General features: G+C 71.4%; 11 protein-coding genes and 1 pseudogene. 3 read left to right on the top strand and 9 right to left on the bottom strand.

The features are described 5' to 3' along the window. Window positions 1-333: 333 nt before the first annotated feature. Window positions 334-1,926: a PucR family transcriptional regulator gene (locus ACIQM4_RS24755; protein WP_401595477.1), complete on the bottom strand. Its 1,593-nt coding sequence runs from the start codon at window positions 1,924-1,926 to the stop codon at window positions 334-336. A gap of 125 nt (window positions 1,927-2,051) precedes the next feature. Further along, complete coding sequence (locus ACIQM4_RS24750; RefSeq protein WP_401595474.1) at window positions 2,052-4,406, bottom strand: ATP/GTP-binding protein; 2,355 nt, start codon at window positions 4,404-4,406, stop codon at window positions 2,052-2,054. Window positions 4,407-4,646: 240 nt separating this feature from the next. Between ACIQM4_RS24750 and gabT the strand changes: the two genes are divergently transcribed. Together gabT and ACIQM4_RS24740 are read left to right on the top strand one after the other, a co-directional pair. After that, window positions 4,647-5,990, top strand: a complete 1,344-nt coding sequence (gene gabT, locus ACIQM4_RS24745; protein WP_401595471.1) for a 4-aminobutyrate--2-oxoglutarate transaminase — start codon at window positions 4,647-4,649, stop codon at window positions 5,988-5,990. 397 nt (window positions 5,991-6,387) lie between these two features. Further along, window positions 6,388-7,020, top strand: a complete 633-nt coding sequence (locus ACIQM4_RS24740; protein ID WP_401595468.1) for a phosphatase PAP2 family protein — start codon at window positions 6,388-6,390, stop codon at window positions 7,018-7,020. On the opposite strand, the gene ACIQM4_RS24735 is transcribed toward ACIQM4_RS24740, so the two are convergent. The 7 genes from ACIQM4_RS24735 to ACIQM4_RS24705 all read right to left on the bottom strand — a co-directional run bounded on the left by ACIQM4_RS24735 (window position 6,935) and on the right by ACIQM4_RS24705 (window position 15,011). Next, the gene (locus ACIQM4_RS24735; protein ID WP_401595465.1) at window positions 6,935-7,408 is read right to left on the bottom strand and encodes a hypothetical protein; all 474 of its coding nucleotides are present in this window, start codon (window positions 7,406-7,408) and stop codon (window positions 6,935-6,937) included. The genes ACIQM4_RS24740 and ACIQM4_RS24735 overlap by 86 nt on opposite strands. Before the next feature lie 228 nt (window positions 7,409-7,636). Continuing rightward, window positions 7,637-9,058, bottom strand: a complete 1,422-nt coding sequence (locus ACIQM4_RS24730) for an NAD(P)/FAD-dependent oxidoreductase (RefSeq protein WP_401595462.1) — start codon at window positions 9,056-9,058, stop codon at window positions 7,637-7,639. A gap of 31 nt (window positions 9,059-9,089) precedes the next feature. After that, complete coding sequence (locus tag ACIQM4_RS24725; protein ID WP_401595459.1) at window positions 9,090-9,893, bottom strand: ABC transporter permease; 804 nt, start codon at window positions 9,891-9,893, stop codon at window positions 9,090-9,092. Next, window positions 9,893-10,816 carry an ABC transporter permease gene (locus ACIQM4_RS24720; RefSeq protein ID WP_401595456.1) on the bottom strand — a complete coding sequence of 308 codons (924 nt, stop codon included), beginning with the start codon at window positions 10,814-10,816 and terminating at the stop codon, window positions 9,893-9,895. The genes ACIQM4_RS24725 and ACIQM4_RS24720 overlap by 1 nt, the downstream gene beginning before the upstream one ends. After that, entirely contained in the window at window positions 10,813-11,964 is a 1,152-nt protein-coding gene (locus ACIQM4_RS24715; RefSeq protein ID WP_401595453.1) for an ABC transporter ATP-binding protein, read from the bottom strand. Before ACIQM4_RS24715 ends, ACIQM4_RS24720 begins: the two co-directional genes overlap by 4 nt. 200 nt (window positions 11,965-12,164) lie before the next feature. Then, on the bottom strand, window positions 12,165-13,316 hold the full coding sequence (locus tag ACIQM4_RS24710; RefSeq protein WP_401595688.1) for a PotD/PotF family extracellular solute-binding protein: 1,152 nt from the start codon (window positions 13,314-13,316) through the stop codon (window positions 12,165-12,167). A gap of 180 nt (window positions 13,317-13,496) precedes the next feature. Next, a complete protein-coding gene (locus ACIQM4_RS24705) occupies window positions 13,497-15,011 on the bottom strand; it encodes a gamma-aminobutyraldehyde dehydrogenase (protein ID WP_401595450.1) in 1,515 nt (504 codons plus the stop codon). A 206-nt stretch (window positions 15,012-15,217) separates the two neighbouring features. On the opposite strand from ACIQM4_RS24705, the pseudogene ACIQM4_RS24700 reads away from it, so the two are divergent. Next, window positions 15,218-15,399, top strand: a pseudogene (locus ACIQM4_RS24700) (hypothetical protein); the annotation flags it as partial. Window positions 15,400-15,662: the final 263 nt, after the last annotated feature.

The raw sequence follows: 15,662 nt of genomic DNA, 5'->3' as shown, positions 1-15,662 counted from the left end.
CACGACGCACCCGCGCGAAGGAAACGCACCGGCAAGGGGGCACGCGAAAGGGTGCGCTCCGCGCGAGGGGCCGCCCCCTTGCCCACCCGTCCCGCCCCCGGGGGGCGGCCCCGCTGCCCAAGGAGGCTGGGGGTGAGGGTGGGGTGTGAAGAAGGGACAGCCCCACTGCCCGAGGAGGCTGGAGTTGGTGGGGGAAAGGCGGCGGCCCTGCTGCCCCAGAGGGCTGGGGTAGGAAGGGGAAGGGGGCGGCCCCGCTGCCCGAGGCGGCCGGGGTGGGCCAGGCACGAGGGGCCGACCCGTGCCGCCCACCCCCCGGCAGCCCCCCGCCCCGCCCTACGCCCCAGTAGAAGTCGCCTTGAGCGCCAGCCACAGTTCCATCCGGACGTCCGGGTCGTCCAAGGAGCGGCCCAGGATCTCCTCGACCCTCCGCATCCGGTAGCGCAGCGTGTGCCGGTGGACGCCGAGTTGGGCCGCCGCCGCGTCCCACTGGCCGTGCCGGGAGAGCCAGGCGCGCAGTGACGCCACCAGGTCGCCCCGCCCGGTCGCGTCATGGTCGTGCAGGGCCCGCAGCATTCCGTCCGCGAAGGCCCGCACCGCGTCGTCCGCGAGCAGCGGCAGCACCGAGCCCGTGGCCAGTTCCTCGTGCTCGACGAGCGCGCGGCCCCTTCGCCGGGCCACCGAAAGCGCCTGTTCGGCCTGTTTGAAGGCGGTGGCCGCCGCGATCGGCCCCGCCGGCGCCGACAGGCCGACGACGAGTTCGCCCTCGTCCGCCGGTTCCATCGGCCGCGCCGCGTCCCCGCGCCGTACCGCCGTGTGGAGCGCGCACGCGGCGACCGACTCACCGCCGTCGGCGGCCAGGATCACCACGCGTCCGCCCGCGGGAACGACCAGGATGACCTCGCCCGCCCGCGCCGCCGCAGACTCCAGCGCGTCGACGAGGGCCTGGAGGGGCTCGGCCGCGTCCGCCCCCTCGCCGGCCGCCTCGGCGATCAGTACGCGGAAGGGCGCGTCGAGCAGCCCGCCGTACAGGTCGCCCGCGACCGCGCGGGCGTGGTCGGGCTCACCGGCCAGCAGCATCCGCAGGACTGCCGCCCCCAGCCGCGTCTCGGCGGCCTGGAGCGCCCGGGTCCGCTCGGTGGTCAGGGTGAGGAGCGCGATCGCCGAGTGGACGGCGTAGCGCTCGGCGGTGCCCAGCGGCGCCGCCGTGCCCACGGCGAGCGTGCCGCGCGCTCGCCGGCCCGCGCCCAGGGACTGGAGCTCGACCCGGTCCTCGCTGCCGCCGCCGTCGGCCGGGCCCGCCACCACCGCACTGGCCGGTGCGGGACGCTCCCGCAGCCTTTCCACGTCGGGTACGAGCCGGGTGGCGCGCCTGGCCGCCCAGTCGGGCGCCGCGGCGACCACCGCACCGGAGGTGTCGTACACCGCGGCCCACCCCTTGACGTGCGAGGCGAGGCGGGCCACCACCTCCGCGGGGCCGGTCAGCGCGGCCTTCGTCAGTTCGCGCTGGGCCTCGAAGCCCGCCGTGACGGCGCGGTACTGGTCGGCGGCGATCGCGGCGGACACCGCCTTGGAGATGGCGAGGAAAGGGGTGCGGCGCGGCACTTCGAGGAGCGGAAGCCCCTCCTCCTTCGCGGCGGCGAGCAGCGCGTGCGGGATGTCCTCGTAGGAGACGCCGACCGCGAAGCCGAGCCCGACAACCCCCGCGCCGGCCAGCCTGCGCACGTACTGCCGCATGGCCTCCGGGTTCTCGGCGTCGAGTTTCATCGCCGTGATGAGGAGGAGTTCGCCGCCCTCCATGTACGGGACGGGGTCGGCGAGTTCGCTGACGTGCGCCCAGCGCACCGGGGTCTCCAGCCGGTCCTCTCCCGCGCGCACGACGAGCTTGAGCGCGGAGTGGTGGACGAGGGAGGCGAGCGTGGGCGGCATCGAGGACGGGACCTTCTCAAGGGAAATGTGCCGTCCCGTATGAACGGCACTGCCAATTCTGCCAGGGCGTACGTAAGGGGAGCGTCGCACCGGCCGGACGGGCTCGGTCGCGCGGGGCCGCCGGGTCAGTCCCGCAGGTCCACGAGGAGCGGCGGGGCGTGCCCTCCGTGCACCGAGGTGAGCGACAGGACCGCGTGTCCTGCGGGTACCCCGCGGGCCAGCTCCGATGCGGACCAGCGCTCGCGTTCCACCTTCTTGACGGTGACGGCGCTGGTGACCACCGCCTTGCCGGTGACGAGCTTGCGCAGCCAGTGAACGGCCCGGGTCAGCGGCTGGTTGGCGAAGACGGTGTGCTGGGCGACCTCGGTGGTCTCCACCCACTCGGTGCCCCACGCCTCGGTGAAACGGCGGCCGTCCCAGGTGGTGACCCCCGAGAACGCCATGTGGCAGCCGACCGCGCCGAGCAGCGGGATGTGCAGCGCCTCGGGGACGTCGTCGACGGTACGCAGTCCCAGCACGACGCCGGCGTTGGCGGCGCGGAGCCGGCTGATGCCGCGCACCGTCCCCGCGGTGAGCGTGCCCGTCGCGTCGTCGAGGACCAGACAGCTGAACAGCGACCGGTCGGCGCGGGCGGTGACGGCCGCCAGGAACTGGGCCAGCACCAGCCGGGCCAGGACCCGGGACGCCTCGGTGTGCCCGGGTTCGGGCAGCTCGACCCGGACCCGCATGGGGTGGTGCTGGAGGGCGCGCAGCGAGAAGGGGCGGGCGGTGGCCGAGGTGTCGAAGAAGTCGGCGAAGGCGGGCCGGTCGAGGAGGGCGAGCCGGTCGGCGAGCGCAGCGCAGGGGTCGGAGGCGCTGCCCGACTGGCGGACCCGGGAGGAGAGGTCGCGCAGCATCGCGTCGGCACCTGCCGCGTCCAGCTGCGCGGCGAGGCGCTGGAGCGCCGCGGGGTCCGCGCGCAGGAGTTCGTACAGCTCGGGAACGGCGGGGAAGCGGCCGTGCACCGCGCGGTAGGGGCCCACCAGCTGGGCGAGCGCGGTCGCCGCGCGCCCGGTGTCGACGGTGTCGAGGTCGCCGACGAGCGCCTCGGCCAGGACGGTGGAGGCCGCCTCGGCGTCGCCGGTACCGCCGTACAGGTCGAGGTCGTGGACGGAGCCCCGGTCGCCGAGCTTGACCACGACGTCGTACGCCTCGTCGTCGAGTCCCGCGAGGGGCGTCCCCGCGGCGCAGACGGTGATCACGCCGCACTTCCCGGCGAGGGCCTGGAGGGCGAGGGACTCGACGACGGGGGCGGTCAGGTGCCGTGTCTTGCCCGCGCCCGGCGGGCCGACGGCGAGCAGGGAGGTGGCGAGGACCGCGGGCTCCAGGGCGGTGCCCGCTCCCCTACGTGCGTACGGGTTGGGTTCGTCGTCGACGTACGTACCGATCCTTACCTGTGCGTCGAGCAGGTCGTGGGTGGCGGAGCGGCGCGGCAGGTCGCGGGCGCCGGAGGGGTGGGTGAAGGCGGCGGCGCCGTCACGCAGGACGGTGGCGGTGAACAGCGCGCGCCGCTGCGGGTCGTCGCCCGCCAGGTCCCAGGCGTGCCGGATCCGTACCAGGTCGAGGTCGTTCATCCGCCCGCCGCGCACCTCGCCGGTGAGGAGGTCGGCGGCCTCCTGCTCCCCCGCCGCCCGCAGTTCGGGCCAGCGGGCGGGGTCGGCGGCGGGGTGCACGGGCTCGGCGGCGGCGCTCGGCGCGGGCCTGCGGCGCAGCGCGCCCGTCCAGTCACCCATCCGGGCGAAGGGCCAGAGCAGGGCGAGCACGATCAGCGCGTAGACGGCGTAGACGACGATCGCCGCGACGTAGCGGTTTCCGCCACCGCCGAGCCAGGCGTCCGGCAGCAGGATCATCACCGGGTCGACGACGGGCAGTGTGCCGGTCCAGGTGAGGACCTGGACGAGGGCGGCGAGGCCGGCGGCGGACAGCCCGCGGAAGGGCTGTTCGCGGCTGCGGACGAAGCGGCGGAAGACCTCGGCCCAGTTGCCGAGCCTGCCGAACCAGTAGACGAGGGCCGCTCCGAAGAGCCCGGTGTACACGGCGACGCCCTCGTAGGCGTCCGGGGTGCGGGGGCCGCCGAACATCCCCGCGTTCCACCACTCGCTCGGCGTGACGAGCTTCATGGGGACCAGCCAGTACGGGATGTAGTTGTTCCACCAGAGCGACCAGATCAACAGCCCGGAGAGCAGCGAGATGACCGCGCCGACCATCAGCGAGCGGTCGCTGACCGCCTCCTCGTGGGGCCGCTCCGGGCGCGGCACGTGCCCGTACCGCCAGATTCCGGGCGCCGCCTCGGGGCGGGGCGTGGTCAGCCAGTCCTCCACCCGGGAGAGCGGCGGGGCGGCGGCCGGCACGGGTGGCAGATGGGCGGGCGGCGGACCGGCCGGCCGGGGCACCGCACCCGCGCGGGTGGAGCGGGCGTCGTGCCTGTCACCGGTGTTCATGTGCTGCCCCTCGTCCCCACGAACCAGCTCGCCACTGCGTACAGCGGCCCAATCTAGTGGCCGGTCCCCCGGTTCCGGGCTCCCGAACCCCCGAGCCCGCTATGTCCGTACCGGACAACACACCCCCCGTACTTCTCCGAGACGGAACATGCCCACCGCGTCCCGCCGCCCCTAGCCTGCGAAAGGACGGAAGTACCGGAGCGTCCCGTTTCACCCCACCCCCTTCCCGAGGAGCCCCTCATGAGCGCAGTTCCGCAGGAGCGCCGCGTCGTCACCGCCATTCCCGGCCCGAAGTCGCAGGAGCTTCAGGCCCGCCGCAGCGCCACGGTCGCCGGTGGGGTGGGGTCCGTGCTTCCCGTGTTCACGACCCGCGCGGGCGGCGGCATCGTCGAGGACGTCGACGGCAACCGTCTGATCGACTTCGGTTCCGGCATCGCCGTGACCTCGGTCGGCGCGTCCGCCGAGGCCGTGGTCCGCCGGGCGACCGCCCAGCTCCAGGACTTCACCCACACCTGTTTCATGGTCACGCCGTACGAGGGCTACGTCGAGGTCTGCGAGCAGCTCGCCGAGCTGACGCCCGGCGACCACGCCAAGAAGTCGGCGCTGTTCAACTCCGGCGCCGAGGCCGTCGAGAACGCCGTCAAGATCGCCCGTGCGTACACCAAGCGCCAGGCCGTCGTTGTCTTCGACCACGGCTACCACGGCCGTACCAACCTGACGATGGCGCTGACCGCCAAGAACATGCCGTACAAGCACGGCTTCGGTCCGTTCGCCCCGGAGATCTACCGCGTCCCGGTGGCCTACGGCTACCGCTGGCCGACCGGCGCCGAGAACGCGGGCGCCGAGGCGTCCGCCCAGGCCATCGACATGATCAACAAGCAGATCGGTGCGGAGAACGTCGCCGCGATCATCATCGAGCCGGTCCTCGGCGAGGGCGGCTTCATCGAGCCGGCCAAGGGCTTCCTGCCGGCGATCTCGAAGTTCGCGACCGACAACGGCATCGTCTTCGTCGCCGACGAGATCCAGTCCGGCTTCTGCCGCACCGGCCAGTGGTTCGCGTGCGAGGACGAGGGTGTCGTCCCCGACCTGATCACCACCGCCAAGGGCATCGCGGGCGGCCTGCCGCTCGCCGCCGTGACGGGCCGCGCCGAGATCATGGACGCCCCGCACTCGGGCGGCCTCGGCGGCACCTACGGCGGCAACCCGGTGGCCTGCGCGGCCGCGCTCGGCTCCATCGAGACGATGAAGGAGCTGGACCTCAACGCGAGGGCCAAGCGCATCGAGGAGGTCATGAAGGGCCGCCTCACCGCGATGCAGGAGAAGTTCGACGTCATCGGCGACGTCCGCGGCCGTGGCGGCATGATCGCCATCGAGCTGGTCGAGTCCGGTACGAAGGACGGCGCCAAGACCCCGGACGCGGCGGCCACCGCGGCCCTCGCCAAGGCCTGCCACCAGGAGGGCCTGCTGGTCCTGACCTGCGGCACCTACGGCAACGTGCTGCGCTTCCTGCCGCCGCTGGTGATCGGCGAGGACCTGCTGAACGAGGGCCTGGACATCCTTGAGGCGGCGTTCGCCGGGATCTGAGCGCGTGCGCCGGGATCTGAGCGCGTCCGCCGGGATCTGAGCGCGTTCGCCGGGCTCCGGTCGCATCAGCCGGGATCTGGGCGATCATGTCCCTGTGAAGAACGTGTGGGGGGCCGATGGCGGGATCGTACTCCCGCTGTCGGTCCCCTTCTTCCTGTCGTACGGTTCCTGGCAGATGAGAGAAACACCCCGCCCGCAGGGGACTGCGGGCGAGTCCAGGGTTGAGCTTCCCCAGCACCTCCCTGGCCGTGCCTTCGCGCACACCACCCCCGGAGCCTCTGGTTCCGGAAATCCTCAACGATCGGACAGCGGCGCGCCCCACACCCCCCGGGGCAGCCGCCCCGCCGGTCCCGCCGACCGCCCCGGAGCCTCCCCCCCTGCTCCGGGGCGGTCGGCCTTGTGGTGTGCGGTTCTCACCGGCGCGCTGCTGTTCGCGCTGATCACCTGGCAGGTGGTGGTGCGGGGCCCCCTGCTGCGCGCCGACACACGTCTGGACCAGCACCTCGTCGGCCGCGGGCCGCGCCCGCTCACCGAGTTCCTCGCCGACCTGGGCAACACGCAGGTCGCGCTCCCGGTCCTGGCCATGGCGCTCGGGTACGCGCTGTGGCGCGGCCTGCGGCTGCCGGTGCTCAGCGTCGCCCTGGCGACGGCGGCGGTCCCGGCCGTGGTGGTACCGCTGAAGGCGCTGGTCGCCAGGGAGTCCCCGGTGGACCCCGCGGACACCGGCTTCTTCCCGTCCGGGCACGCGGCGACAGCGGCCGTCGCGTACTGCGGTGCCGCGCTCCTGCTGCACCTCTGTGTACGCGGCCGATGGCCGGCGCCCGTCGCGCTCGCGCTCACCGTCGTGACCGGTGTCGGCCTCGTACTGCGCGGCTACCACTGGCCGTTGGACGTGCTCGCCAGTTGGTGCCTGGCCGTCCTGCTGCTGGCGCCCACCGGATGGCTCAGCCGTCGAGGCCGTTTCGCCGGCCGCCCCCCGCCCGGCTCGCCGCCTCGTGCATCGCGAGCTCCAGGAGCGCCGGGTCGGTGAGGGTGCCGTGGCCGTCCGGGGCGACCAGCCAGCGGACGCCGCCGGCGGGCGCCCGGCCCGGGTAGGGCACCACGATCCAGGTGCCGTGCCCCGCGCCCCGTACCCCCGTGCCCAGCCAGCGGGCGGCCGTGCCCGCCGGCACGAAGAACCCCAGCCGGGAGTCGCCGAGGTCGGCCAGCACCGGGCCGGGCCGGTCGACCAGCCGGGACAGGATGTCGAGGGCGGGCGAGCCGAGTGCGCCCGGCAGGATCAGCACGTCCCAGCGGCGGCCCGCCGGCAGCAACGCGACGCCCAAGGGGTTGCGTTCCCACTCCCACCGGCACGCGTCGGGGTCCGGGGCCACCGAGACCAGCCACTCCACCGCGGTCTTCGCTTCCGAGCCAGCCATCGTGCTCGGCCTCCTTCTCCGTTACCTGTGCACAGTGCGTACACGGAGGAGAGGGAGCCGGAGCTCGATCATGACGCGGGTTCCGCCGTCTTTCTGCGGCGCGGCGGGTCACACAAAGAGCGCGGTGGTGCGCCCCCGGCTCGACCGGGGGCGCACCAGCACTCCGCGCACACCGCCCCACCGCACGTGGCGCGCGCACCGCACGCACCGCGGACCACCGCGGCCGGCTCAGCTGTCGAAGCCCAGGCCCACCTTGTCCATGGCCTTCAGCCACAGGTTGCGCCTGCCGCCGTTGTCGTCGGCGCGGGCCATCGAGCGCTTGGTGATCTCGATGCCCGCCCAGGCGACCGGCTCGGGCGGGAACGGCAGCGGCTTGCTGCGCACCATCTCCAGCTCGGTGCGTTCGGTCTTCCTCCCGTCGAGGAGATCGAGCATCACCTCGGCGCCGAAGCGGGTGGCGCCCACCCCGAGCCCCGTGTAGCCGGCCGCGTAGGCCACCTTGCCCGCGTGCGCCGTGCCGAAGAAGGCGGAGAAACGGGTGCAGGTGTCGATGGCGCCGCCCCACGCATGGGTGAAGCGCAGGCCCGCGAGCTGCGGGAAGCAGGTGAAGAAGTGCTCGGCCAGTTTGAGGAAGGTCTCCGGGCGGGAGTCCAGCTCGCCGCTCAGCTTGCCGCCGAAGTGGTAGACGGCGTCGTAGCCGCCCCACAGGATCCGGTTGTCCTCGGAGATCCGGAAGTAGTGGAACTGGTTGGCGCTGTCCCCGAGCCCGGCCCTGCTCGTCCAGCCGCCGATGGAGGCGAGCTGCTCCTCGCTGAGCGGCTCGGTCATCAGCGCGTAGTCGTAGACCGGCACCGTGAACGCGCGCAACCGCTTCACCAGCGAGGGAAAGACGTTGGTACCGAGCGCCACCCGGCGGGCGAAGATCCGGCCGTACGAGGTGCGGACCGCCGTGCCGCCCGCGTCCGACGCGAGCTGGGTGGCCTTGGTGTTCTCGTAGACGCGCACCCCCAGCTCCAGGCACGCCCGCTTGAGGCCCCAGGCCAGCTTCGCCGGGTTGAGCATGGCCACGCCGCGCCGGTCCCAGAGGCCGCCGATGAACGTGGGCGAATCGACCTGGGCGCGCATCGCGTCCGCGTCCAGGAGCTCCATGTGGTCGGCGAGACCGAGCTTTGCGGCCTCCTCGTACATCTCCTGGAGCTCTTCGAGCTGGTGCGGTTCGGTGGCGACGTCGATCTCGCCGCTGCGCTCGAAGGCGCAGTCGATGCCGTACTTGCCGACGGCCGCCTCGATGGCGTCGAGATTGCGCTCGCCGAGCTCTTCGAGCTTCTTGATCTCGTCGGGCCAGCGGGCGATGCCGTTGCCGAGGCCGTGGGTGAGCGAGGCGGCGCAGAACCCGCCGTTGCGGCCGGAGGCGGCCCAGCCCACCTCGTTGGCCTCGATGAGCACGACGTCGCGCTGCGGGTCGCGCTCCTTGGCGATCAGCGCGGTCCACAGCCCGCTGTACCCGCCGCCGACGACCAGCAGGTCGCAGCGTTCGTCCCCGGTGAGGGACTGCTCGGCGGCGGGCCTGGCGGGGTCGTCCAGCCAGTACGAGAGCGGCTTCGCGCCGGAAAGGGATTGTGCGGCACTACGCATGGCTACCGGGGCCATGGTTTCCAACTCCTTCAAGGAACTGCTGGGTCTACTTGGGGCTTGCGCTCTTGCGGCGGCTCGCGACGAGCTGACCGCCGAGGACCACCAGCACGGCGATGACGAACATCGCCGTACCGATGACGTTAATTTGTACGGGTGTGCCCCGCTGTGCGGAGCCCCACACGAACATCGGGAAGGTGACGGTCGAGCCCGCGTTGAAGTTCGTGATGATGAAGTCGTCGAACGACAGCGAGAAGGCGAGCAGCGCACCGGCCGCGATGCCGGGGGCGGCGATCGGCAGGGTGACCCGTACGAAGGTCTGGACGGGGCCCGCGTACAGGTCGCGGGCCGCTTCCTCCAGCCTCGGGTCCATCGACATGACGCGTGCCTTGACCGCGGTCACGACGAAGCTGAGGCAGAACATGATGTGGGCGATGAGCACGGTCCAGAAGCCGAGCGGGGCGCCCATGTTGAGGAACAGCGTCAGCAGCGAGGCGGCCATCACGACCTCGGGCATCGCCATCGGCAGGAAGATCAGCGAGTTGATCGCGCCGCGTGCCCGGAAGCGGTAGCGGACCAGCGCGAAGGCGATCATGGTCCCGAGCACGGTCGCCCCCAGCGTCGCCCAGGCGGCGAGCTGGAGCGAGAGGGAGAGCGAGCCGCACAGGTCGGCGACGCCGCACGGGTCCTGCCAGGCCTCCGTGGAGAACTGCTGCCAGGCGTAGTTGAAGCGCCCGTTCGGCTTGTTGAACGAGAACACCATCACGACGACGTTCGGCAGGATCATGTACGCGAGGGTCAGCAGCCCCGCGATGACCACGAGATTGCGCCGCAACCACTTGAGAGCCGCCATCAGACGAGGTCCTCCGTCCCGGACTTGCGCATGTAGACGGTGACCATGATCAGCACGATCGCCATCAGGATGAAGGACAGCGCGGCGGCCGTCGGATAGTCGAGCACCCGCAGGAACTGCGACTGGATGACCGAGCCGACCATCTTGGTGTCGGTCGAGCCGAGGAGTTCCGCGTTGACGTAGTCACCGGCCGCCGGGATGAAGGTCAGCAGCGTGCCGGAGACGACTCCCGGCATGGACAGCGGGAAGGTCACCTTCCGGAAGGTCGTCGCCGGGGTGGCGTACAGGTCCCCCGCCGCCTCGTGCAGCCTGCCGTCGATCCGCTCCAGCGAGGTGTAGAGCGGCAGGATCATGAAGGGCAGGAAGTTGTACGTCAGACCGCAGACCACCGCGAGGGGGGTGGCCAGCAGCCGGCCGCCCTCGGTCCAGCCGAGCCAGCTCGTCACGTCCAGGACGTGCAGCGTGTTGAGCACGTCGACGACCGGCCCGCCGTCCGCCAGGATCGTCTTCCAGGCGAGGGTGCGGATCAGGAAACTGGTGAAGAAAGGCGCGATGACCAGTACGAGGACCAGGTTGCGCCAGCGCCCCGCCTTGAAGGCGATGAGATAGGCGAGCGGGTAGCCGAGCAGCAGGCACAGGACGGTGGCGGTGCCGGCGTACAGCAGCGAGCGGATGAACTGCGGCCAGTACTCGGTGAGGGCGTCCCAGTAGGTCTGGAAGTGCCAGGTGACCTTGAAGCCCGCCTCCAGCGATCCCTGCTGGACGGAGGTCGAGGCCTGGTAGACCAGCGGCAGCGCGAAGAAGACGACGAGCCACAGGATGCCGGGCAGCAGCAGCCAGTACGGGACGAGGCGCTTGCGCGTCGACGCCTTGTGCACCGGAGGCACCTCGGCCGTTTTCACGGGCGCTTCGGCGACGGTCACGAGGCGTCCTCCACCGACTGCACGCCCGCGTCGATGGCCTGGCCGGCGTCGAGCCCGAAGGTGTGCTCCGGGTTCCAGTGCAGGACGACCTCGGTGCCGGGCACCAGCCGCACGTCGCGCTCGACGTTCTGCACGTACACCTCGAAGTCCGCGCAGGTCGGACTGTCCACGACGAACTGGGTGGAGACGCCGATGAAGCTGGAGGCGAGGATGCGCCCGGTGATGCGGTTGCGGCCGTCCGCAACCGTGCCCGCGTTGTCCGCGTGGGTGATCGACACCTTCTCCGGGCGCACACCCACCAGGAGCTTGTCGCCGGTGGCGGTCTGCGCCTGACATCGCTCGCCCGGCACCTTCAGCCTGGAGTCGCCGCAGGTCACGGTGATGACGTCGGCGGCGGTCGAGGCCACCTGGGCCTCGATGAGGTTGGAGGTGCCCAGGAAGTTGGCGACGAAGGTGGTCCGCGGGTTCTCGTACAGGTCGGCGGGGGCGCCCAGTTGCTCGACCCGGCCGCCGTTCATGACCGCGACCTGGTCGGCCATCGTCATGGCCTCCTCCTGGTCGTGGGTGACGTGCACGAAGGTGATGCCGACCTCGGTCTGGATGCGCTTGAGCTCCAGCTGCATCTGACGGCGCAGCTTGAGGTCCAGGGCACCCAGCGGCTCGTCGAGGAGCAGCACCTGGGGGTGGTTGATCAGGGCGCGGGCGACGGCGACGCGCTGCTGCTGGCCGCCGGAGAGCTGGTGCGGCTTGCGCTTGGCGAACTGGCCGAGCTGGACCAGCTCCAGCATGTCGTCGACCTGCTTCTTGACCGACTTGATGCCGCGCCTGCGCAGCCCGAAGGCGATGTTCTCGGTGATGTCGAGGTGCGGGAAGAGCGCGTAGCTCTGGAAGACGGTGTTCACCGGGCGCTTGTACGGCGGCAGGTGCGTGACGTCGGTGGGGCCCAGCGAGACGGTGCCGGTGGAGGGGTCCTCCAGGCCGGCGATCATCCGCAGCGTCGTCGTCTTGCCGCATCCTGACGCGCCGAGCAGGGCGAAGAAGGAGCCCTGCGGGACGGTCAGGTCGAGCGGGTGCACGGCGGTGAAGGAGCCGTAGGTCTTGCTGATCCCGGCGAGGCGGACGTCGCCGCCTTCGGTCTTCTGAGTCATGGGTTGCGGTCCCAGGGGGGAGTCGGGGTGCGGCAGGGATTGCGGGGGGGGCAGGGTGCGGGGGCGTGACGGACGTGTACGCGGTGAGGTGAGCGGTGGCGCACGTACGGCCGGCCCGTCGCGCCGAGAGGCCGGCGCGCCTACGCGCCAAGTGCCTACCGGCCGAGTGTCTACGCGCCGAGTGTCTACGCGCCGAGTGCCTACGCGCCGATGAGCTTGGCGAACTTCTCCTCGTACGCCTTCTCCTGCGCCTCGGTCAGCGTGCGGAACTGATGCGCCTTGGCCGCCATCTCCTTGTCCGGCAGGATCAGCGGGGAGGCGGCCAGTGCCTCGTCGATCTTGGCGAGTTCCTCGCGGACGCCTTCGACGGGGCAGACGTAGTTGATGTACGCGGCGAGCTGCGCCGCGGGCCCCGGTTGGTAGTAGTGGTCGATCAGCTTCTCGGCGTTGGTCTTGTGCCGCGCCCTCGCGGGGACCAGCAGGTTGTCCGACGAGGAGATGTAACCGGCCTCGGGAATCGCGAACTTGACGCTCGGGTTGTCCGCCTGGAGCTGGACGACGTCCCCGGCCCAGGCGACGCAGGCCGCCAGGTCGCCCTTCTCCAGGTCGGCGGTGTAGTCGTTGCCGGTGAAGCGGCGGATCTGCTTGCTGTCGACGCCCTTCTGCAGCCGGGCGACGGCCGCCGCGTAGTCGTCGTCGGTGAAGTCCGCCGGGTCCTTGCCGAGGTCGAGCAGCGTCATCCCGACGGTGTCGCGCATCTCCGAGAGGAAGCCGACCTTCCCCTTCAGCTTGGGATCGTCCAGCAACTGGGCTATGGAGTCGACCTTGCGGCCGCCGGTCGCCTTCTCGTTGTAGGCGATGACCGTGGAGATGCCGGTCCACGGGTACGAGTAGGCCCGCCCGGGGTCCCAGGAGGGGCTGCGGAACTGGGCGCTGAGGTTGGCGTACGCGTGCGGCAGGTGGGCGGGGTCCAGCTTCTGCACCCAGCCGAGCCTGATCATCCGGGCGGCCAGCCAGTCGGTGACACAGATCAGGTCACGGCCGATGTCCTGGCCGTTCTGCAACTGCTGCTGGATCTTGCCGAAGAACTCGTTGTTGTCGTTGATGTCCGCCGTGTACTTGACGGATATCCCGGTGCGCCTGGTGAAGGCTTCGAGGGTCGGATAGCCCTTGTCGTTCTCACCGACGTCCATGTATTCGGTCCAGTTGGAGAAGACGACCCGCTTCTCCTCGGCCGAGAAGTCGTCGGAGACCCCCGCCGCCTTGTCCTTGCCGCCCGCGGCCGGAATGCCACAGGCACTCAGTGCTCCGACGCCGCCGAGGGCGAGGGCGCCGCCGCCCGCGGCGCGCATCAGCGAACGGCGGGTGAGTGCGCCCCGTCCGCTCGTGACGCTGCGCCGCACGGCCCGCTCCACGGCGTCCGTGCTGCCCGCCACGGCGTCCGTGCTGCCCGCTGCGGAAGGTGACCCGTTCTGGAACTTCTCCATGCGCAAGTGCCCTTTCGGGTGGGTTGCCGCGGTGAGGCGGACTCTCTATCGGTCCCCGAAGATCGTGCGGTGCCAGTCCTTGCGGGCCACCGCGGTGTTGTCGAACATCACGTGCTTGACCTGGGTGTACTCCTCGAAGGAGTACGCGGACATGTCCTTGCCGAAGCCGCTGGCCTTGTAGCCGCCGTGCGGCATCTCGCTGAGGATCGGGATGTGGTCGTTGACCCACACACAGCCGGCCTTGATCTCGCGGGTGGCGCGGTTCGCGCGGAACACGTCGCGCGTCCAGGCGGAGGCGGCCAGGCCGTACGGGGTGTCGTTGGCCAGCGCGATGCCCTCGTCGTCGCTGTCGAAGGGCAGTACCACCAGGACCGGTCCGAAGATCTCGTCCTGGACGACCTCGCTGTCCTGGGGTGCGTCGGCGATCAGGGTGGGGCGGTAGTAGGCGCCGTCCTTGAGGTCACCGCCGGGTGCCTCGCCGCCGGTGACGACCCGGGCGTACGCACGCGCCCGGTCGACGACGGCGGCGACGCGCTCGCGCTGGGCGAGGCTGATCAGCGGGCCGAGGTCGGTGGTCTCCTCGAACGGGTCACCGAGGCGCACGGACTCCATCAATTCGGCGACGCCGCTGACGAAGGCGTCGTACAGCGGGCGCTGGACGTAGGCGCGGGTGGCGGCGGTGCAGTCCTGGCCGGTGTTGATGAGGGCGCCGGCGACCGCGCCGTTGACCGCAGCCTCCAGGTCCGCGTCGTCGAACACGACGAACGGGGCCTTGCCGCCCAGCTCCAGGTGCAGTCGCTTGACCGTCGAGGTGGCGATCTCGGCGACCCGCTTGCCGACCGGGGTGGAGCCGGTGAAGGAGGTCATGGCGACGTCCGGGTGGCCGACCAGGTGCTCGCCCGCGTCCTTGCCCGCGCCGGTGACGATGTTGACGACACCGTCGGGCAGCCCGGCCTCCTTCGCGGCCTGCGCGAACATGATCGAGGTGAACGGGGTCGTCTCGGCGGGCTTCAGCACGATGGTGTTGCCCGCGGCGATGGCCGGCAGGACCTTCCACGCGGCCATCTGGAGCGGGTAGTTCCAGGGCGCGATCGAGCCCACCACACCGATCGCCTCGCGGCGGACGTACGAGGTGTGGTCGCCGTCGTACTCACCCGCGGACCTGCCCTCCAGATGCCGGGCCGCGCCCGCGAAGAAGGCGACGTTGTCGATCGTGCCGGGTACGTCGAACTCCCGGGACAGCTTGATCGGCTTGCCGCACTGGAGCGACTCGGCGTACGCGAAGTCCTCGGCCTGCTCGGCGAGTACGGCCGCGAACTTGTGCATCGCGTCGGAGCGCTCGCCGGGGGTGGCCCCCGACCAGCCGGGAAAAGCCGCCTTGGCCGCGGCCACCGCGGCGTCCACGTCGTCTCTTCCGGCCAGCTCGTACGTGTAGACCCCCTCGCCGGTGGCGGGGTTCACGACCGTGTGAGTACGACCCGACGTACCGGGCCGCAACTGCCCGCCGATGTACTGTGCGCCGCCTTCGAAGCGGTCCCGCACCTGGAAGCGGTTGCCCATGACGCTCTCCTCCGCCGTTCACCCCGTCATACGGAGGACGGCGTAGCTCCAGCTTGATTTGATTGCCGATCCTGACAGAGCGGTACGCGGCCAACAAGTGATTCCGTTGTTGCCTTTTGGTTACGCGACGAATTCGGTCGACCGTGTGTCGAGTTGGCGCGGAAATTCCGTACGGAGTGTCAGTGGCGGATGACACACTCGCATGCATGGGGGTGATCGAAGAGCTCGCGGCGCAGGTCGACCGCGGCGAGCGGGTCAAGTTCCTGCATTTCTGGGGTCACGGTCCGCGACCGAACGGCTCCTGAGCGCAAGCATTTTCAGCCAGTGGGGACCGTCGGCGGCAAAGAGGGCGGGCCGCTTGGTGCGCGACTTCGACCTTGGGTGCTGGTGAGGCGAGCTTCCCAGCCCCTTGGGCGGCGGGCCGCCCTTCCTAACGCGCTCTCACGCTCCCAGCCCCAGCCCTCTTGGGCAGCGGGGCCGCCCTTCCTGTCGCTCTCTCACGCTCCCCGCCCCCAGCTCCCTTGGGCAGCGGGGCCGCCCCCCGGGGGCGGGACGGGTGGGCAAGGGGGCGGCCCCTCGCGCGGAGCACACCCCTTCGCGTGCCCCCTCTCGCGACGTTCCCTTCGCGCGGGCGCGTCGTGGCTGATCGCG

This window comes from Streptomyces sp. NPDC091272 (assembly GCF_044757485.1).
Classification (GTDB): domain Bacteria; phylum Actinomycetota; class Actinomycetes; order Streptomycetales; family Streptomycetaceae; genus Streptomyces.
The sequence above is the reverse complement of the archived record's forward strand: the minus strand, read 5'-3'. Positions and strand labels throughout refer to the sequence as shown.